19 protein-coding genes are annotated in these 18,960 nt (G+C 59.8%); 6 read left to right on the forward strand and 13 right to left on the reverse strand.

Going from position 1 to position 18,960, the window contains the following annotated elements:
- Window positions 1-6: 6 nt before the first annotated feature.
- Complete coding sequence (recJ, locus tag LVW35_RS23295; RefSeq protein WP_233892217.1) at window positions 7-1,716, reverse strand: single-stranded-DNA-specific exonuclease RecJ; 1,710 nt, start codon at window positions 1,714-1,716, stop codon at window positions 7-9.
- Between the two features lie 103 nt (window positions 1,717-1,819).
- A complete protein-coding gene (locus LVW35_RS23300; protein WP_016977727.1) occupies window positions 1,820-2,362 on the reverse strand; it encodes a YaeQ family protein in 543 nt (180 codons plus the stop codon).
- Between the two features lie 136 nt (window positions 2,363-2,498).
- Here LVW35_RS23300 and LVW35_RS23305 point away from each other — a divergent pair, with 136 nt between their 5' ends.
- The gene (locus tag LVW35_RS23305; protein WP_233892218.1) at window positions 2,499-3,698 is read left to right on the forward strand and encodes a CaiB/BaiF CoA transferase family protein; all 1,200 of its coding nucleotides are present in this window, start codon (window positions 2,499-2,501) and stop codon (window positions 3,696-3,698) included.
- Between the two features lie 180 nt (window positions 3,699-3,878).
- Here LVW35_RS23305 and LVW35_RS23310 read toward each other — a convergent pair whose 3' ends face one another.
- Window positions 3,879-4,163, reverse strand: coding sequence for a DUF3509 domain-containing protein (locus LVW35_RS23310; RefSeq protein WP_233892219.1), 285 nt, complete (start codon window positions 4,161-4,163; stop codon window positions 3,879-3,881).
- 314 nt (window positions 4,164-4,477) lie between these two features.
- On the opposite strand from LVW35_RS23310, the gene LVW35_RS23315 reads away from it, so the two are divergent.
- A complete protein-coding gene (locus LVW35_RS23315; RefSeq protein WP_043205840.1) occupies window positions 4,478-4,678 on the forward strand; it encodes a hypothetical protein in 201 nt (66 codons plus the stop codon).
- Between the two features lie 88 nt (window positions 4,679-4,766).
- Here the strand turns inward: LVW35_RS23315 and thrC are convergent, their stop codons facing one another.
- The 4 genes from thrC to xerD form a co-directional block, all read right to left on the reverse strand.
- The gene (thrC, locus tag LVW35_RS23320) at window positions 4,767-6,176 is read right to left on the reverse strand and encodes a threonine synthase (protein ID WP_233892220.1); all 1,410 of its coding nucleotides are present in this window, start codon (window positions 6,174-6,176) and stop codon (window positions 4,767-4,769) included.
- Between the two features lie 103 nt (window positions 6,177-6,279).
- Window positions 6,280-7,584: a homoserine dehydrogenase gene (locus LVW35_RS23325; RefSeq protein ID WP_033898582.1), complete on the reverse strand. Its 1,305-nt coding sequence runs from the start codon at window positions 7,582-7,584 to the stop codon at window positions 6,280-6,282.
- A gap of 129 nt (window positions 7,585-7,713) precedes the next feature.
- On the reverse strand, window positions 7,714-8,445 hold the full coding sequence (locus LVW35_RS23330; RefSeq protein WP_010207987.1) for a thioredoxin fold domain-containing protein: 732 nt from the start codon (window positions 8,443-8,445) through the stop codon (window positions 7,714-7,716).
- 142 nt (window positions 8,446-8,587) lie between these two features.
- Window positions 8,588-9,484 carry a site-specific tyrosine recombinase XerD gene (xerD, locus tag LVW35_RS23335; protein WP_233892221.1) on the reverse strand — a complete coding sequence of 299 codons (897 nt, stop codon included), beginning with the start codon at window positions 9,482-9,484 and terminating at the stop codon, window positions 8,588-8,590.
- 188 nt (window positions 9,485-9,672) lie between these two features.
- Between xerD and LVW35_RS23340 the strand changes: the two genes are divergently transcribed.
- Window positions 9,673-10,056 (forward strand): hypothetical protein, encoded by a 384-nt coding sequence (locus tag LVW35_RS23340; protein ID WP_233892222.1) that lies wholly within the window; start codon window positions 9,673-9,675, stop codon window positions 10,054-10,056.
- Between the two features lie 166 nt (window positions 10,057-10,222).
- On the opposite strand, the gene rplS is transcribed toward LVW35_RS23340, so the two are convergent.
- From rplS to ffh, 5 genes are all read right to left on the reverse strand, one after another.
- A complete protein-coding gene (gene rplS / locus LVW35_RS23345; RefSeq protein WP_003175895.1) occupies window positions 10,223-10,573 on the reverse strand; it encodes a 50S ribosomal protein L19 in 351 nt (116 codons plus the stop codon).
- A 45-nt stretch (window positions 10,574-10,618) separates the two neighbouring features.
- Window positions 10,619-11,392, reverse strand: a complete 774-nt coding sequence (trmD, locus tag LVW35_RS23350; protein ID WP_233892223.1) for a tRNA (guanosine(37)-N1)-methyltransferase TrmD — start codon at window positions 11,390-11,392, stop codon at window positions 10,619-10,621.
- On the reverse strand, window positions 11,374-11,910 hold the full coding sequence (rimM, locus tag LVW35_RS23355; protein WP_233892224.1) for a ribosome maturation factor RimM: 537 nt from the start codon (window positions 11,908-11,910) through the stop codon (window positions 11,374-11,376). The genes trmD and rimM overlap by 19 nt, the downstream gene beginning before the upstream one ends.
- Window positions 11,911-11,915: 5 nt before the next feature.
- Window positions 11,916-12,167 carry a 30S ribosomal protein S16 gene (gene rpsP, locus LVW35_RS23360; protein ID WP_003175899.1) on the reverse strand — a complete coding sequence of 84 codons (252 nt, stop codon included), beginning with the start codon at window positions 12,165-12,167 and terminating at the stop codon, window positions 11,916-11,918.
- A gap of 251 nt (window positions 12,168-12,418) precedes the next feature.
- Window positions 12,419-13,795, reverse strand: a complete 1,377-nt coding sequence (ffh, locus tag LVW35_RS23365) for a signal recognition particle protein (RefSeq protein WP_233892225.1) — start codon at window positions 13,793-13,795, stop codon at window positions 12,419-12,421.
- Window positions 13,796-14,015: 220 nt separating this feature from the next.
- On the opposite strand from ffh, the gene LVW35_RS23370 reads away from it, so the two are divergent.
- From LVW35_RS23370 to LVW35_RS23380, 3 genes are all read left to right on the forward strand, one after another.
- Window positions 14,016-14,828 (forward strand): cytochrome C assembly family protein, encoded by an 813-nt coding sequence (locus LVW35_RS23370; RefSeq protein WP_043046858.1) that lies wholly within the window; start codon window positions 14,016-14,018, stop codon window positions 14,826-14,828.
- Window positions 14,829-14,840: 12 nt separating this feature from the next.
- On the forward strand, window positions 14,841-16,079 hold the full coding sequence (locus LVW35_RS23375) for a transporter associated domain-containing protein (protein WP_233892226.1): 1,239 nt from the start codon (window positions 14,841-14,843) through the stop codon (window positions 16,077-16,079).
- A gap of 222 nt (window positions 16,080-16,301) precedes the next feature.
- Entirely contained in the window at window positions 16,302-17,612 is a 1,311-nt protein-coding gene (locus LVW35_RS23380; RefSeq protein WP_233892227.1) for an MFS transporter, read from the forward strand.
- A gap of 105 nt (window positions 17,613-17,717) precedes the next feature.
- Here LVW35_RS23380 and purT read toward each other — a convergent pair whose 3' ends face one another.
- Entirely contained in the window at window positions 17,718-18,899 is a 1,182-nt protein-coding gene (gene purT / locus LVW35_RS23385) for a formate-dependent phosphoribosylglycinamide formyltransferase (RefSeq protein ID WP_233892228.1), read from the reverse strand.
- Between the last annotated feature and the right edge of the window lie 61 nt (window positions 18,900-18,960).

Here is an 18,960-nt window from a genome sequence, read left to right on the forward strand (position 1 = left end):
TGATACTTAGCGCGGTTCGATGTGGGCAATCATCAGTTGCACAGTCTCATTCCCACGAAACTCGTTCACATCCAGCTTGTAAGCCAACTCCACCCAACGCACGGTCGGGTTTGGCCAAACCTCCCGGTCCACCCCAAATGCAATACCATCGAGCTTCACAGAGCCGCATTCGCTTTTGAGCACCACCTTCAGGTGCCGCTCCCCTACCACGCGCTGTTCAACCAGCTGAAACACGCCGTGAAACAACGGCTCGGGGAAATGCTGCCCCCACGGCCCGGCATGCCGCAACGCGCGGGCCAGTTCCAAGTGAAACTCTTCCACCGCCAGGGTGCCGTCCGATAGCAGACGACCGGTCAGGTCTTCTTCACGCAGTTGCCGGCGCACTTCAGCATCAAAGGCTTCGGCAAACAGCGGGAAGTTTTCTTCGCGCAATGTCAGCCCCGCCGCCATGGCGTGGCCGCCGTATTTGGCGATCAGGTTGGGATGCTGGCTCGCGACCACCGCCAGGGCATCTCGGATATGAAAACCCTGCACAGAACGCCCTGAGCCCTTGAGCAAGCCATCACCGGCGTCGGCAAAAGCGATGGTCGGGCGGAAGTAACGTTCTTTCATACGCGACGCGAGAATCCCGATCACGCCCTGGTGCCATTCCGGGTCGAACAGGCACAAGCCGTAAGGCATCGACTCCACCGGCAAGTCCTTGAGCTGGGCCAGGGCCTCGCGCTGCATGCCTTGCTCGATGGATTTTCGGTCCTGGTTCATGCCGTCCAGTTGCGCGGCCATTTCCCGCGCGGCGGCGAAGTCGGTGGTGAGCAGGCATTCGATGCCCAGGCTCATGTCATCCAAGCGCCCGGCCGCGTTCAGGCGTGGCCCGAGGATAAAACCCAGGTCGGTAGAGGTGATACGCGCGGCATCACGCTTGGCCACTTCCAGGATCGCCTTGATCCCCGGCCGCGCACGACCGGCGCGGATACGCTCCAGGCCCTGATGCACGAGGATGCGGTTGTTGGCGTCCAGGGGCACCACATCGGCGACGCTGCCCAGGGCAACCAGGTCGAGCAATTCGCCGATGTTGGGTTGAGGCTTGTTCTCGTACCAGCCCAAGCTACGCAGGCGCGCACGCAAGGCCATCAGTACGTAGAAGATCACGCCCACCCCAGCCAGGGCTTTGCTAGGGAATTCGCAACCGGGCTGGTTCGGGTTGACGATGGCATCTGCCGCCGGCAACTCATCGCCAGGCAAGTGGTGATCGGTCACCAGTACCTGCAACCCCGCCGCTTTCGCCGCCGCCACGCCTTCGACGCTGGAGATGCCGTTGTCTACGGTGATCAGCAACTGCGGCTCGCGCTGCAGGGCCACGGCGACAATTTCCGGGGTCAGGCCGTAGCCGTACTCGAAACGGTTGGGCACCAGGTAGTCGACATGGGCCGCACCGAGCAAACGCAGGCCCAGGGTGCCCACGGTGCTGGCGGTGGCGCCATCGGCGTCAAAGTCGCCGACAATGAGGATACGCTGGCGCTGCTCCAACGCCGTCACCAACAGGTCCACCGCTGCATCGATTCCCTTGAGCTGTTGGTAGGGAATCAACCGCGCCAGGCTTTTATCCAGCTCGGCCTCGGATTGCACTCCGCGCGCGGCGTAGAGACGGGTCAACAGCGGCGGCAATTCACCGAGGAACGGCAGGACAGCGGGCAACGGGCGAGGATCGATACGCATGGGAAGCTGGGGAGTTCTCTATTTAAGGAAATATTGGTTTTAAGCTTCAAGCTTCAAGCTTCAAGCTTGCAGCTAACTGCTTGCCGCTTGCCACTGCCACTCTTCAACCGCGTTCGCCGACCAACCACTGCAACTGCACTTCATGCTGACCACGGTCGTCGGTGACGAACATCGTGCCTTCGCTGATCATGACATCCCACTTGATAACGCGGGGCATGTCCTTGGCCAGGGTCTCGAGGACTTCCTGAGGCACGGCAGCGATGTGTACGTTTTTCAGGTTATTCGCCACCGGCACCACCTTGCCTTCCCACACGCGCAAGCTGCCATACGCCAGCAGGCTGGTGCGTTCGGTGCGACGCGAGCACCAGGTGAGGCGGTCGGCATCGGGCTGACCGACTTCGATCCAGTGCAGCACCCGATCATCCAGGCTTTTTTCCCACAGGGCTGGCTCGTCTACATCTGAAAGACCACGGCCGAACGACAATTGCTCGTTGTACCAGAGGGCGTAGGCCAGCAGGCGCACGGTCATACGCTCTTCAGTTTCCGACGGGTGGCGGGCGATGGTTTGTTTGACACTCTCGTACACCGAGCGATCGAGGTCGGTGAGGTTGAGTTCGAATTTGTAGGTCGTGGACGGCTGGGCCATGAACGGGCTTCTAGAGACAGGGAAAGGCGGCCAGTCTAACCGATGGCGAGGCGATTCAACGAATCCTGCGCTGCTCTGGGCTACCGGCCTGTGTTAAAAGGCATCACACCAACGCCCTGCGCAGACAAGGATCCTCATGTCGTTCAACGCCAAACCGCTTGCCGGACTGAAAGTCATCGAACTCGGCACCCTGATCGCCGGTCCGTTCGCCTCACGTATCTGCGCGGAATTCGGCGCCGAAGTGATCAAGGTCGAATCACCTGACGGCGGCGATCCTCTGCGCAAATGGCGCAAGTTGTACGAGGGCACGTCGCTGTGGTGGTTCGTGCAGGCGCGCAACAAACAGTCGCTGACGCTGAACCTCAAGCACCCGGATGGCCTGGCCATCCTCAAGCAGTTGCTGGCCGACGCCGATATCTTGATCGAGAACTTCCGCCCCGGCGTGCTGGAAAAACTCGGCCTGAGCTGGGAAACCCTGCACACCCTCAACCCCAAGCTGGTGATGGTGCGCCTCTCTGGTTTTGGCCAGACCGGGCCGATGAAAGACCAGCCAGGGTTTGGCGCCGTCGGCGAATCCATGGGCGGCCTGCGCTACATCACCGGCTTTGAAGACCGCCCGCCGGTACGCACCGGCATTTCCATCGGTGACTCGATTGCCGCGTTGTGGGCGGTGATCGGCGCGTTGATGGCGCTGCGTCATCGCGAAGTCAACGGAGGTCTGGGCCAAGTGGTGGATGTGGCGTTGTATGAGGCCATCTTTGCCATGATGGAAAGCATGATCCCGGAGTTCGATGTGTTCGGCTTTATTCGCGAGCGCACCGGCAACATCATGCCCGGCATCACCCCTTCCTCCATCCACACCAGCGCCGACGGCAAGCATGTGCAGATTGGCGCCAACGGTGATGCGATCTTCAAGCGTTTCATGTCGGCCATTGGTCGCGAGGATTTGGCCAACGATCCTGCACTGGCCAGCAATGACGGGCGTGATAGCCGCCGTGATGAGTTGTACGGGGTAATTGATCGTTGGGTGAATTCACTGCCGCTGGATCAGGTGGTAGAGATCCTGAATAAAGCCGAAGTGCCTGCCAGCCGTATCTACAGCGCCGAAGACATGCTCGGCGATCCGCAATTCCTCGCCAGGGAGATGTTCCTCAAAGCCCAGCTTCCCGGCGGCAAGGACTTCAAGATGCCGGGCATCGTGCCCAAGTTGTCGGACACGCCGGGCAGCTGTGAATGGGTCGGGCCGCAATTGGGTGAGCATAATGCGGTCGTGCTCACTGCGCTGGGGTACGACGCAACAGCGATCGCTCGCCTGCGCAAGGAGGGCGCAATTTGATCGCGATGACGAATCGCGGGCAAAAAGAAACCCCGAAGCGTGGGGAAACACTTCAGGGTTAAACGTGGCCTTACAATGACCAGTACAACAAGCCACAAACACCGGAGCACAATGTTTGCTCTTGCTGTTACAAACTCTGACTGGCCACAGTGTAGGAAGTTTCCACGCTTAAATAATTCTTCACGCGACGGCAATGCCGCGGGTCTGGGCTGCGCTGCGCAAGGCTGCGATGACTGAGGGCTCCAGACGTCCTTCGGCAATTTTAATGTCGCGCAGCAGACAATCCACCACATCCACCAGCACTCGCTTGTCCATCAATTGGGCACGGTCGACTTCACGCTCGACCACGATGGCGCCAGCAGGATTCTTCACGGTTACCAGGCACTCGTCCTGCACACCAGAGGTGGTCAGCGTAACCTGATAAGGGCTCAGTGCTTCTTCGAGCAATAGGCTGATACTTTCCATCTCGATCACCACTCAATAGTTCGGGAACAATCGTTTCAACGGGAACTGCATCTATCCTAAGTGACTGTTTGTGACGTAGGAAAGTTCGCTTTATCGTCTTTATGGGGCCGTCAGGGGGTGACGGATTCCAGCATGCGCTTGCAACATGACAACCTAAAAACGACGGCACATAACTGCTTACGCAATGGTGGGTCGTTTTGGGGTTTTCCCAAGGGTCAGATCAGAGGTGGATCCTATACTCGGTGAGCGCTGGTGACGCTGCTAAGCAGATAAAAGCGCATGTCAGAAGGCCCTTACTGCGAAGGATAAAGACGATGCTGGAACACGACAAAGAGCAAGCTGCGCTAGAGAAGATTCACGCCGACATATCACGCATTTATGCGGAGCAACGCAAACTCACTGCCGAGACCCACAAGATAACCCGTGAGAATTTCTGGTATCCATTGGGTGTCGTCATGGCCATGTTTACGGCGTTCAGCACTGTCTTGGCCATCGTGCAGAAACTACTCACGTAGCCGCGCATACCAAGCGGGGCCTGCCAGAAACGAAAAACGCCGCTGCCCCAGGGAAGGGAAAGCGACGTTTTTGTCTACGCGGTTCGCCTTACAACGGCTTGCCCCGATTGCCATGCTGGCTCACAAACGCCTGCATCGACTTCAGGTCGTTGGCCAACACCGTGCAACGCTCTTCACGCTCGAACAGGTCAGCCAGGTGCACCGGCAACTCCAGCGCCTTGCCAACGCCAGCCTTCTCCACTGCTTCCGGGAACTTGACCGGGTGGGCGGTGCCCAGGATCACCATCGGGGTGTCCAGGCTGCGACGGCATTCGCGGGCGGCCTTCACACCGATGGCGGTGTGCGGATCGAGCAGCTCACCGGTCTGGGCGTAGACTTCAGCGATGGTTTCGCAAGTCTGCGCATCGTCCACGGCCAGGGAATCGAACAGCTTGCGGGTTTCGGTCCAGCGCTCTTCATCCACGCTGAAACCGCCACCGCTCTTGAAGGTATCCATGAGGCCGGCAATTGCGGCACCGTTGCGACCGTGCATGTCGAACAGCAGACGTTCGAAGTTCGACGAGACCATGATATCCATGGACGGCGACAAGGTCGCGTGCAGGGTTTCCTTGACGTACTGGTTGCCGCTCATGAAGCGGTGCAGGATGTCGTTGCGGTTGGTGGCAACGATCAACTGGTTGATCGGCAGGCCCATGTTGCGCGCCAGGTAACCGGCGAAGATGTCGCCGAAGTTGCCGGTCGGCACCGAGAACGACACCGAACGCGCTGGACCGCCCAGCTGCAGAGAGGCGTGGAAGTAATAAACGATCTGGGCCATGATCCGCGCCCAGTTGATCGAGTTCACCGCCACCAGGCGCGTGCCTTTCAGGAAACTCTGGTCAGCGAAGCTGTTCTTGACCATTTCCTGGCAGTCATCGAAGTTGCCTTCGATGGCGAGGTTGTGGATGTTCTCACCAAAGATGGTGGTCATCTGGCGACGTTGTACTTCCGACACGCGCTTGTGCGGGTGCAGGATAAAGATGTCGACGTTTTCGCAGTGCTTGCACCCTTCGATGGCCGCAGAGCCGGTATCACCGGAGGTGGCGCCAATGATCACCACGCGCTCGCCGCGCTTCTCCAGCACGTAGTCGAGCAGGCGACCCAGCAGTTGCAGGGCGAAATCCTTGAACGCCAGGGTCGGGCCGTGGAACAACTCCAGCACCCATTCGTTGCCGTTCAGTTGGCGCAGTGGCGCGATGGCATTGTGGGAAAACACGCCATACGTCTCTTCCAGAATCTTTTTGAAATCCGCATCCGGAATGCTGCCGGTGACGAACGGGCGCATCACGCGAAACGCCAGTTCGTGGTACGGCAGGCCGGCCCAGGAAGCGATTTCCTCCTGGGTGAAGCTTGGCAGGTTTTCCGGCACGTACAGGCCACCGTCAGTGGCAAGGCCTGCCAGCAGGACGTCTTCGAAATTCAGGGCCGGTGCCTGGCCGCGGGTGCTGATATAGCGCATAGGGGCAAACCTTCGGTTTGGGCTTCAAGCTTCAAGTGACAAGCTTCAAGTTAAAGCGGATCTGCTTCTACTTGAAGCTTGCAGCTTTACGCTTGCAGCTGAATTAATTCAGGTGTTCGACGCGAATCCGGACTACCGGCCCAACCACACCCTGGAGAGCTTCCAGCGCCTGGATGGCATCATTGATATGCTGTTCAAGCACGCGATGAGTCAGCAGGATCATCGGCACCTGGCCGTTTTGCTCCTCGACTTCCTTCTGCATGATCGACTCGATGTTGATACCGCGCTCCGAGAGGATGCTGGCAACCTGAGCCAACACGCCCGGGTGGTCCTGAGCCTGGATGCGCAGGTAGTAGGCACTTTCGCAGGCTTCGATCGGCAGAATCGGGTGCGCCGACAGCGAATCCGGCTGGAAGGCCAGGTGCGGCACGCGGTTTTCCGGGTCGCTGGTCATGGCGCGAACCACGTCCACCAGGTCGGCGATCACCGACGAAGCGGTCGGCTCCATGCCGGCGCCGGCACCGTAGAACAAGGTTGAACCCGCCGCATCACCATTGACCATCACGGCGTTCATCACGCCATTGACGTTGGCGATCAGGCGGTCGGCCGGGATCAGCGTCGGGTGCACACGCAGCTCGATACCGGCCGGTGTGCTACGCGCTACGCCCAGGTGCTTGATGCGGTAGCCCAGGGCTTCGGCGTAGTTCACGTCGGCGGTGGTCAGCTTGGTGATGCCTTCGGTGTAGGCCTTGTCGAACTGCAGCGGGATACCAAAGGCGATGGAGGCCAGGATGGTCAGCTTGTGCGCGGCGTCGATGCCTTCCACGTCGAAGGTCGGGTCGGCTTCGGCGTAACCCAGGGCCTGGGCTTCGGCCAGCACGTCTTCGAAGGTACGGCCCTTCTCGCGCATTTCGGTGAGGATGAAGTTACCGGTGCCGTTGATGATGCCGGCCACCCAGTTGATGCGGTTGGCGGACAGGCCTTCACGGATCGCCTTGATCACCGGGATGCCACCGGCCACGGCGGCTTCGAACGCCACGATCACGCCCTTCTCGCGCGCCTTGGCGAAGATCTCGTTGCCGTGCACGGCGATCAGCGCCTTGTTGGCAGTGACCACGTGCTTGCCATTCTCGATAGCCTTGAGCACCAGCTCACGGGCCACGGTGTAGCCGCCGACCAGCTCGATGACGATATCGATCTCAGGGTTGGTGGCAACCGCAAAGACATCGTTGGTAATCGCAATACCGGTCGTTTCGAACTGAGGCTTTGGCGAACGCGTGGCAATTTGCGCCACTTCAATCCCGCGGCCTGCGCGGCGGGAAATTTCCTCAGCGTTACGCTGAAGTACGTTAAAGGTACCGCCACCGACGGTCCCTAACCCACAGATGCCTACTTTGACCGGTTTCACTGAAGAACTCCCCATGAAACGGCCGACGCTAGGTCGGCCGTGGAAAACAGCCGCACAACTGCGGCTTTCAATTAATGGCCCGTCGACTTGTCCACGGGTCATGATCGTCAAAGGTTCGACGATGCTGGTTTACTTGGCACTCAGCGCCAGTTTGGCAACTTGTGGCGCCGGCTGGTAGCCCGGAATCACTTGGCCGTCAGCCAAAACGATGGCCGGTGTACCGTTCACGCCAATCGACTGGCCCAGGGCGAATTGCTTGGAAACCGGATTGGCACATTTGGCCGCCTTGATTTCCTTGCCGTCGACCATCTTGTCCATGGCGGCTTTCTTGTCGGCCGAGCACCACACCGCTTGCAGCTGCTCGTCACCCGGCGAACCCAGGCCCTGGCGCGGGAACGCAACGTAGCGCACTTCCACGCCCAGCTTGTTCAGCGCCGGCACTTCGGCGTGCAACTTGTGGCAGTACGGGCAGGTGGTGTCGGTGAACACGGTGATGTGGGTCTTGGTCTCGCCGATGGCCGGGTAAACCACGGTTTCCGCTACCGGAATACCGTTGATGAGCTTGGACACGCCCAGGCGCTCGGCTTTCTCGGTCAGGTTGACCGGCTTGCCGTCCTTCAGCTGGAACAGGTAGCCCTGGACGATGTACTGGCCGTCAGCACTGGCATACAGCACGCGGCTGCCTTTGAGCTTGACTTCATACAGGCCGGCCATCGGGCTGGCGCTGATGCTTTCGATTGGGGTATCGAGTTGCAGGTTGGCCAGGCTCTTGCGGATGGTCTGCTCGGCAGCGTCATCGGCGAAGGCAAAGGTAGAAACCAACGCAATGGCTGCGGCGGCAATAATCTGGGTCAAGCGCATGGGAACTCCTGAAGGCAGATGCAGGGACGGGTGCAGTAGCACCGATGTGGAAACTCGGGCATGGGCCGTCCCCTTTGCTAACCGGCAAAGCCTACCACAGTTGGGCCGCAGGGCAGCCCGTGGCGGGATAAATTGGCGGTTTTCAGCCTCGCGGGTGGTGCTTGGCGTGCATATCCTGCAAACGCGCGCGCGCCACGTGGGTGTAGATCTGGGTGGTGGATAAGTCGCTGTGGCCGAGCAGCATCTGCACCACACGCAAATCCGCACCGTGGTTGAGCAAGTGCGTGGCAAATGCATGGCGCAGTGTGTGCGGCGACAGCGCCTTGCCGATCCCGGCGACCTTGGCCTGGTGCTTGATGCGATGCCAGAAGGTCTGCCGGGTCATCTGCTCGCCGCGCAAACTCGGGAACAGTACGTCGCTGGGCCGTCCGCCAAGCAATTCACTGCGAGCATTACGCATGTAGCGCTCGACCCATACGATCGCCTCTTCGCCCATGGGCACCAGCCGCTCCTTGCTGCCCTTGCCCATCACCCGCAACACACCCTGGCGCAGGTTGACTTGCTCCAGGGTCAGGCTGATCAGCTCGGTGACCCGCAGGCCGCAGGCGTACAGGACCTCCAGCATGGCGCGGTCGCGCTGGCCGATGGCTTCGCTCAGGTCAGGGGCGGCGAGCAAGGCCTCCACGTCACTTTCTGACAAAGACTTGGGAAGAGGCCTACCTAATTGTGGCATGTCGATTTGTAGAGTCGGGTCGACCGCTATCAGCTTTTCACGCAGCAGATAGCGATAAAAGCCACGCACCCCGGAGAGAAATCTCGCAGTTGAACGCGGCTTATAGTTTTGCTCAAGGCGCCAGGCCAGGTGATCGAGGATCAACTCACGGCCGGCGCTGATGAGCTCGAGGCGCTTTTCCTGCAGCCAGCCATTGAACAGGGCCAGGTCGCTACGATAGGCCTGGCGTGTGTTAACCGACAGGCCCTTTTCCAGCCAGAGAGCATCCAGGAAACGGTCAATCAGAAGGTGGTCAATCGCGGGCATGGGCAGTTCGAATTCGCCGAATGAAAGAAGGAGCTTAATCAAGAAGGGCGGGCTGGGGCACGGTGTTTTTTAAACCTGCCTTTCGCCGCGCTGCGGTGGAACTGCTTCGAGACTTCGTACGACATAGTAACAGCCAATTACAAGACTCCCCTTCAACGACGGCAAATCCCTAAGACCTCGGAGACCTTATGTACATTAACGACACCCAGCTCAAAACCGGGCCCGCCCCCCATTTGTCGACTGATAATCCCTACACGAACTACAGCGACAGCGCGCTCATAAAACACTTGGAGAACAACTTCGAACGCTTTGCTGACTCGAGGCACCGCAATCAATTTGTTACGAAGCACTCACTTACAGAGGTCGCGCAGCGTGACAAGAACAGCCCAGGCTATAACAAACAAGACTCTGATTTCGCGAAGACACTGTTGAGCAAAGAGCAATTGCTGACCGAAATCACCGACTACAAACGCGCGGCTCGGCATGACGACGGTGTGTTCATCAGCCACTCGGATACCGCGATCTTCAACTCATACAACGACCAAATGCGGTCACAAAAGCTTTCGTATTAAATGACTGAGTGTTGAAATACAGCTTTGGTCACGTGGGCGACCGACAGGTCGGTACGGCGCTGGATTTCTTCAAGCGGGGCGGTCATGGACCGATACCGGAAAGGACAAATTTCAGGCACAAAAAAGCAGCCCGAAGGCTGCTTTTTTCTGCATCGAAAAGCTGGACTTAAGCCAGTTTTTCCTTGATGCGAGCTGCTTTACCGGACAGGTCGCGCAGGTAGTACAGCTTGGCTTTGCGTACGTCACCGCGACGTTTCACAGCCATGCTGTCGATCTGCGGGCTGTAGGTCTGGAAAGTACGCTCTACGCCAACACCGTTGGAGATTTTACGAACAGTGAAAGCACTGTTCACACCACGGTTACGCTTGGCGATTACCACGCCTTCGAACGCTTGCAGACGCGAACGGTCGCCTTCCTTCACTTTCACCTGAACGACAATGGTGTCGCCCGGGGCAAAGGTAGGGATCTCTTTGGTCATCTGCTCTGCTTCGAGTGCAAGGATGATTTTGTTAGTCATGCTGTGCTCCTAAGGTAAGTCAATGGACCTACCATCGATACGTTGTTAACTATCGTCCCGCGCGAGGATGTATTCCTCGAGCAGCTTCTTCTCTTCTCCAGAAAGCGAGCGGCTATCCAGAAGATCGGCGCGTCGTTCATAGGTCCGACCAAGGGACTGCTGTAAACGCCAACGCCGGATATGTGCGTGATTGCCACTTAGCAATACGTCGGGAACACGCTGATCCGCATACACCTCCGGTCGGGTGTAGTGCGGGCAATCCAGCAAACCATCCGTGAAGGAGTCTTCCTCCGCGGAGTCCGCATGCCCTAAAGCTCCAGGCAGCAGTCGTGTAACCGCATCTATCAGGACCATCGCCGGCAGCTCGCCGCCAGACAGAACATAGTCCCCAATCGACCACTCTTCATCGACATGAGCTTCAATAAAACGCTCGTCAATGCCTTCATAGCGACCGGCAATCAGGATCAGTGCTTCCTCATTCGCCAGTTCGCGGACCCCAGCCTGTTTCAGCTGACGGCCTTGAGGGGACAGGTAAATTACCCTCGCCTTCTCCCCGGCGGCGACCTTGGCCTGAGCCAACGCGTCTTCCAGGGGCTTGATCTTCATCACCATGCCCGGGCCACCGCCAAATGGGCGATCGTCCACAGTGTGATGTCGATCCGTCGTGTAGTCTCGCGGGTTCCAACAGGTAAGCTGCAATAGCCCCTGTTTCACCGCCCGACTGGTGATGCCGTACTCGCTGATGGCAGAAAACATCTCGGGAAACAAACTGATCACTTCAATGCGCAAATTAGCCACGCTTAGAAGTCCGCGTCCCATTCCACCTTCATTTCGCCTGCGGCCAGGTCGACGGCCAACACACATTGCTCGGTATACGGCAACAGGCGTTCGCGATCATCCAGGCTGCCAGCGCAAGGCTTGACCACCATTACATCATTGGCGCCGGTTTCCAGAAGATGATCGATTTTCCCGAACAATTGTCCGAGTTGATCAATAACCTTCAGACCTTCCAGCTGGTACCAGTAGTACTCGCCGTCGGTCAATTCAGGGAACAGGTCTCGCGGCACGCAGATCTCATAACCAGCCAGAAGACGAGCTTCTTCACGATCTTCAAGACCCTTGAGCTTTGCGACCAGGAACTTATCGCTCCCGCGTCCACTGACCAGCTCGACCTGTTTCACACTCCCTTCGCGCTTGAGCGTCCAGGTTTTGTACTGCAACAGGTTTTCAGTCGGATCAGTAAAGGAATACACCTTCACTTCGCCGCGAACGCCATGAACCGAGTAAATCTTGCCGATAACGATCAAATCATCAGCAACAGCTGGCGTCGCGTTCATATTGCTCAGGCTGCGGCCTTAGCCGAGTCCTTCAACAGTTTTGCAACGCGCTCGGATGGCTGTGCACCCACGCTCAGCCAGTAGGCTACGCGCTCTTGGTTCACGGACAGACGAACTTCTTGACCACGAGCAACAGGGTTGAAGAAACCAACCTGTTCCTTGTGCGAACCGTCGCGCGGGTTGCGGCTGTCGGTTACGGTCAAGTGGTAAAACGGGCGCTTTTTGGAGCCGCCAAGGGCAAGACGGATTGTTAGCATGTGAACATCGTTCCTGTAGTCGGTGCTGCAAATCTAAATGCACAGCGGGCATAGGTGCCCGAAAGGCCGCATATTCTAAGGAATATCCGGACTTTTGCAAATGTCTTTTTCTGGCGCCTATCAGCGTGCCACTCAGATCTGCTATAGAGCCGTCGGTTAAAACGGCAAGTCAGCGCCCGCCAACGACGGGTTTGCTGGAGATCCCACGTCCCTGTGGGTCGGAGCAGGAGCAGGGCTCCCGCTCGAATACTTTACATTTTCGGCATGCCGCCGCCGGGCAACATACCGCCCATGCCGCGCATCATCTTGGCCATTCCGCCCTTGGCGGAGAATTTCTTCATCATCTTCTGCATCTGCTTGTGCTGCTTGATCAAGCGACCGATATCCTGCACCTGGGTGCCGGAACCCATGGCGATCCGGCGCTTGCGCGAACCGCTGATCAGCTCAGGGTCGCGGCGCTCGGCCGGGGTCATGGAGTTGATGATGGCTTCCATCTGCTTGAACTGCTTCTCTGCCGCGCCCTGGGCATTGCCCATCTGCGCCAGGTTCACACCGCCGATGTTCGGCAGCTTGTCCATCAGACCGCCAAGGCCGCCCATGTTCTTCATTTGTTGCAGCTGGTCGCGGAAGTCTTCGAGATCGAAACCCTTGCCCTTCTTCAGCTTTTTAGCAAGCTTGTCGGCCTTGTCCTTGTCGAGCGTGGCTTCGGCCTGCTCGATCAGGCTGAGCACGTCGCCCATGCCGAGGATGCGCGAGGCAATACGCTCTGGGTGGAACGGCTCGAGCGCTTCGCTCTTCTCGCCCATACCGATGAACTTGATCGGTTTGCCGGTGATGGCACGTACCGACAGCGCGGCACCGCCACGGGCGTCCCCGTCGACCTTGGTCAGGATCACGCCGGTCAGCGGCAGTGCGTCACCAAAGGCCTTGGCGGTATTGGCCGCATCCTGGCCGGTCATGGCGTCGACCACGAACAGCGTCTCGACCGGGTTGATCGCGGCATGCAGCGCCTTGATCTCGCCCATCATTTCGTCGTCGATGTGCAGGCGACCGGCGGTATCGACGATGACCACGTCGATGAACTTCAGCTTGGCTTCTTTAATAGCCGCGTTGGCGATGTCGACCGGCTTCTGGCTCAGGTCGGACGGGAAGAAGGTCACGCCTACTTCGCCTGCAAGCATTTCCAGCTGTTTGATAGCGGCCGGACGGTAGACGTCGGCCGACACCACCATCACGGACTTCTTCTTGCGCTCTTTAAGGAAGCGCGCCAGCTTGCCGGCAGTGGTGGTCTTACCCGCACCTTGCAGACCGGCCATCAGCACAACGGCCGGTGGCACGGCGCTGAGGTTCAAATCTTCATTGGCCGCGCCCATCAGGCTTTCGAGCTCGGCCTGGACGATCTTCACAAACGCCTGGCCCGGGGTCAGGCTGCGGGACACTTCGGTGCCCACCGCGCGCTCTTTGACCGAGTTGACGAAGTCCTTCACCACTGGCAAGGCCACGTCGGCTTCCAGCAACGCCATGCGCACTTCACGCAGGGTGTCTTTAATATTGTCCTCGGTCAGCTTGGCCTTGCCGGTTACGTGGCGCAGCGTCTGCGAGAGACGGTCAGTCAGATTTTCAAACATGCGCGATCCTTTCAGGCCCTATTCATAGACCGAGGTAATGGCGGCCCAGGCTGTGGTAAATCGCTATTAAAAACAGCGCTCGGCGAGCCTGCGGCGTGGGCAGGTCGCGGATTATAGCGAAGACTGCCGCCATGCACACCCGCTGTCTGGCCTGAGAGTCTTTCGTGTTACGCGGGGGTATGCCAAACTCAGCGCCTTTCGGGCTTGCCTAACAGGATTTATGCTCCCTTTGTCACCCAGTTTGCTACCCAGCCTCGCCGCCGCCATTTTGTATGCCGCTGCGACTCTCTACCAGGGCACTCGTCTGGCCCAAGGCGCCAAGGCGGACAAACGTCTGCTTGTAGGCCTTGGTGTCCTCGCCCTGCTGGCCCATGCTGCCAGCCTGTTTACCCACTTGATGACACCTGTCGGTCTGGGCCTGGATTTTTTCAGCGCCGCCAGCCTGATCGCGGCCGCCGTCATCGCATTGACCCTGCTGGCCTGCTACCGCATTCCCGTCGAGAACCTGCTGGTACTGCTGTTCCCGCTGGGCATGCTGACGGTGCTGCTGGCGCAATTCGCCCCCACCGGCACGGTGCAGGTGATTGATGAAGAGCCGGGCATCCTCGCGCATATCCTGCTGTCCATCCTGGCTTACGGCATGTTCACCATCGCGGTGTTCCAGGCCCTGCTCCTGCTGCTGCAGGACCACCAGCTCAAGCACAAGCACCCCTCGGGGCTGATCAAGAACTTCCCGCCGCTGCAAACCATGGAAAGCCTGCTGTTCGGCTTTCTATGGGCCGGCTGGACGCTGCTGTCGCTGTCGCTGATCTCCGGCTGGCTGTTCGTCGAGAACCTGTTCGCCCAGCACCTGGTGCACAAGACCCTGCTGGCGTGCCTGGCCTGGGTGGTGTTCAGCGTGTTGCTGTGGGGCCGCAACCGCCTCGGCTGGCGCGGGCACAAGGCGATTCGCTGGACCCTGGCCGGTTTCTGCCTGCTGATGCTGGCCTATTTCGGCAGCAAGCTGGTCCGCGAATACATCCTGCATATCTGACGGGCAGCAATCATGGACAACTTGCCCCTGGAGCCGATGCTCGCGGTAATCGCCCTGCTGGTCTTATGGGCCGCACTGTTCACCGCCATCGAAGCCGCGCAACAACACCTGCTGGCCCTGCGCCCCGGCACACGCCAGGGCGACAAGGCGGCCGCCCGTCTGAGCTTCCCGCGCAATAGCCTGATCCTGTGCAACAGCTTGTGTCGCGCTGCCGTGGTGATCCTCTGCACGCTGCTGGCTATCTATGCCTGGGCGCAGAACGGCCCCTGGCTTGGCTGGATGATCTCCTGCGCGATACTGTTGATTCTGGCCGATTACCTGCCCCGCACCCTCGCCATCCGCCATCCGCAGGCCGTGCTGGGCTTTGGCAATACACTGCTGGGCGTGCCGCTGAAAATCCTCTACCCGCTGGCCTGGCTGCTCAATGGCATCAGCCTGTTGCTGCTGCGCCCGTTCGCCCGTAAATCCGGCGTGGTGAAAAAGAGCGACGAACCGCTGCCCGACCATGACGATGAGCCGGAACCCGAGTCCGACGAAGGCCGCACCCCAGGCATGCCGGGCATCCATGCCCTGGACAACATCACCGTCAACGACATCCTGGTGCCGCGCAGCGAAGTGGACGGCATCAACCTGGATGACTCGATCGAAGAGATCATCGAACAGCTGCGCACCTCCCAGCGTACGCGCCTGCCGGTGTTCCACAGCGACATCAACCAGGTCCAGGCGGTGCTCAACACCCGGCAGATCCAGCACTTGCTGCCCGACGCCAGCCTGACCAAGGAAGCGTTGCTCGCCGCCTGCCACGAACCCTACTTCGTTCCGGAAAGCACTCCCCTGCAACTGCAGTTGCTGAACTTTCACAAGCAACAGCGGCGCCTGGGGATGGTGGTGGATGAGTACGGCGACGTGCTGGGTATCGTGACCCTGGAAGACATTCTCGAAGAAATCGTCGGCGAATTCGAAAGCGAGCAGAGTGCCGACAACCCACATATCGAACCCCAGCCGGACGGTCGCTACATCATCGATGGCGCCGCCTCGATCCGCGAGCTGAACAAAAGCCTCAACTGGCACTTGCCCAGCGATGGACCCAAGACCCTCAACGGTCTGGTCACCGAAGCGCTGGAGACCATCCCGGATTGCGCGGTATGCCTGAAAATCGGCCGCTATCGCCTGGAAATCCTCGAGACCGAGGACAATCGCGTGAGCAAGGTGCTGATCTGGCATACCAGCAGGATGCCGGTGGCCGTTTAACCCCCTTGTTGGATCCGCAAACCCCTTCCTATAATCGGGGCGGCTTACCAGAGCCGCGCCCGACCGCGTGCTACCCGCACCCAGCGTGTCCAGGCACCGCTTTATCGTGTCTGACCGGTGTTCGCTCCCATCCCGAGCCTTCCCGCGCACAACCCTGATCCATGGGTGTTCGACCAATAATAATCCGCGTCCAAACGCGCAATGACCATCAGGGACACCACCATGAGCACCACCTACAACGAGGCCGCGCCCGCCGCCCCGACCAACTCGACCGCACGGGTCGCCACGGCAAGCATTGTCGGCACCGCCATCGAGTTCTACGACTTCTATATCTACGCCACGGCCGCTGCGCTGGTGATCGGTCCGGTGTTCTTCCCGCAGACCTCCGGTACCGCGCAGATGCTGGCCTCGTTCCTGACCTTCGGGATCGCCTTCATCGCCCGCCCGCTGGGCTCGGCACTGTTCGGCCACTTTGGCGACCGCATCGGGCGCAAATCCACACTGGTGGCTTCGCTGCTACTGATGGGCGTGTGTACCACGCTGATTGGCTTGCTGCCCGGCTATGACAGCATCGGGGCCTGGGCGCCGATCCTGTTGTGTGTGCTGCGCTTCGGCCAGGGTCTGGGCCTTGGCGGTGAATGGGGCGGCGCGGCGCTGCTGGCGACCGAGAATGCGCCCAAGAGTAAACGCGCCTGGTTCGGCATGTTCCCTCAGTTGGGTCCTTCGATCGGCTTCCTGGCAGCCAACGGCTTGTTCCTGATCCTGGCCATGAGCCTGAGCGACGAACAATTCCGCAGCTGGGGCTGGCGTATTCCGTTCATCCTCAGCGCCGCACTGGTGATGGTCGGCCTGTATGCGCGCCTGAAGCTGCACGAGACGCCGGTGTTCGCCAACGCCGTCGCCAAGGAAGCCCCGGTCAAGGTGCCGCTGGTGGAATTGTTCAGCCAGCATTGGCTGCCGGTATTGCTGGGCGCTGCGTCGATGGTGGTGTGTTATGCGCTGTTCTACATCACCACCGCGTTTTCCCTGAGTTATGGCGTTTCAACCCTGGGCTACAGCCGCGAGACCTTCCTCGGTCTGCTGTGCTTTGCGGTGCTGTTCATGGGACTTGCGACGCCATTGGCAGCGCTGGCCAGTGATCGTTACGGACGCAAGCCGGTGCTGATTGTCGGCGCGATCCTGGCGATCCTGTCGGGCTTCACCATGGAGCCGCTGCTGACCCACGGTTCGACCTGGGCCGTGGCGCTATTCCTGGCGCTGGAGCTGTTCCTGATGGGCGTTACGTTCGCACCGATGGGCGCGCTGTTGCCGGAACTGTTCCCAACCCGCGTACGTTATACCGGCGCTTCGGCGGCGTATAACCTGGGCGGCATTGTGGGCGCGTCGGCCGCACCGTTTTTCGCGACCAAGCTGGTGGCGATGGGTGGGTTGAGTTATGTCGGCGGGTATGTGTCGGCGGCAGCATTGCTCAGCTTGATTGCTGTGCTGTGCCTGAAAGAGACGCGGGATAACGATTTGAACAAGGTCGCCTGATAGACCGCCTTCGCGAGCAAGCCCGCTCCCACAGTTGACCGCATTTATCCAATAGGAGCGCGGTCGAATGTGGGAGCGGGCTTGCTGGCGAAAGGCACGCCTCGATTACAGCTCGACTACAACGGCTTTGGAAGCACGAGTAGCCTTCGCCCGGGCCGCTTCAATCGACTCATCCCGCGCCAGCGCCACGCCCATGCGGCGCTGGCCATTCACTTCCGGCTTGCCAAACAGACGCAACGCCGTATCCGGCTCGCTCAACGCGGCGCCCAGGTTGGCGAACGCGGTCTGGGTCGACTGGCCTTCCACCAGAATCACCGCCGAAGCCGAAGGCCCGAACTGACGGATCAACGGGATCGGCAGGCCCAGAATGGCGCGAGCGTGCAAGGCGAACTGCGACAGGTCCTGGGAAATCAAGGTCACCAAACCGGTGTCATGGGGACGCGGCGAGACTTCGCTGAACCACACCTGATCCCCCTTGATGAACAACTCCACGCCAAACAGGCCACGGCCACCCAGGGCCTCGGTCACCGCCTTGGCAACGCGCTCGGATTCGGCCAGGGCAATCGGGCTCATGGCCTGCGGCTGCCAGGATTCCTGGTAGTCGCCCTTCTCCTGACGGTGACCGACCGGTGCGCAGAAAGTGGTGCCGCCGATGTGACGCACGGTCAGCAGAGTGATTTCGTAGTCGAAGTCGATAAAGCCTTCGATGATCACGCGGCCTTTACCGGCACGGCCACCTTCCTGGGCGTAGTCCCAGGCCTTCTGCACGTCATCGACACTGCGCAGCAGGCTCTGGCCCTTGCCCGACGAACTCATCACCGGCTTGACCACGCATGGGAAACCCAGGTCTTGCACGGCCTTGCGGTAGTCCTCGAAGGTATCGGCGAAGTGGTACGGCGAGGTCGGCAGGTCCAGCTCTTCGGCAGCCAGGCGGCGGATGCCTTCGCGGTTCATGGTCAGCGAGGTGGCGCGCGCGGTCGGGATCACGGTGAAGCCTTCGGCTTCCAGTTCCACCAGGGTGGCGGTGGCGATGGCTTCGATTTCAGGCACGATGAAGTGCGGTTTCTCGGCCTCGATCACCGCACGCAGGGCAGCGCCGTCGAGCATGTTGATCACGTGACTACGGTGCGCCACCTGCATGGCCGGCGCGTTGGCATAGCGATCCACGGCAATCACTTCAACGCCCAGGCGTTGCAGTTCGATTACCACTTCCTTGCCCAGTTCACCGCAGCCACACAGCAAAACGCGGGTCGCGGTTGGCGACAATGGAGTTCCGATTCGGGTCATCTCAGGTCCTCAGGGGAGCGGATCATTGGGAGAAAGGCCGGCATTTTACATGAACTGCACG

Source organism: Pseudomonas sp. HN11 (genome assembly GCF_021390155.1).
Classification (GTDB): Bacteria; Pseudomonadota; Gammaproteobacteria; order Pseudomonadales; family Pseudomonadaceae; genus Aquipseudomonas.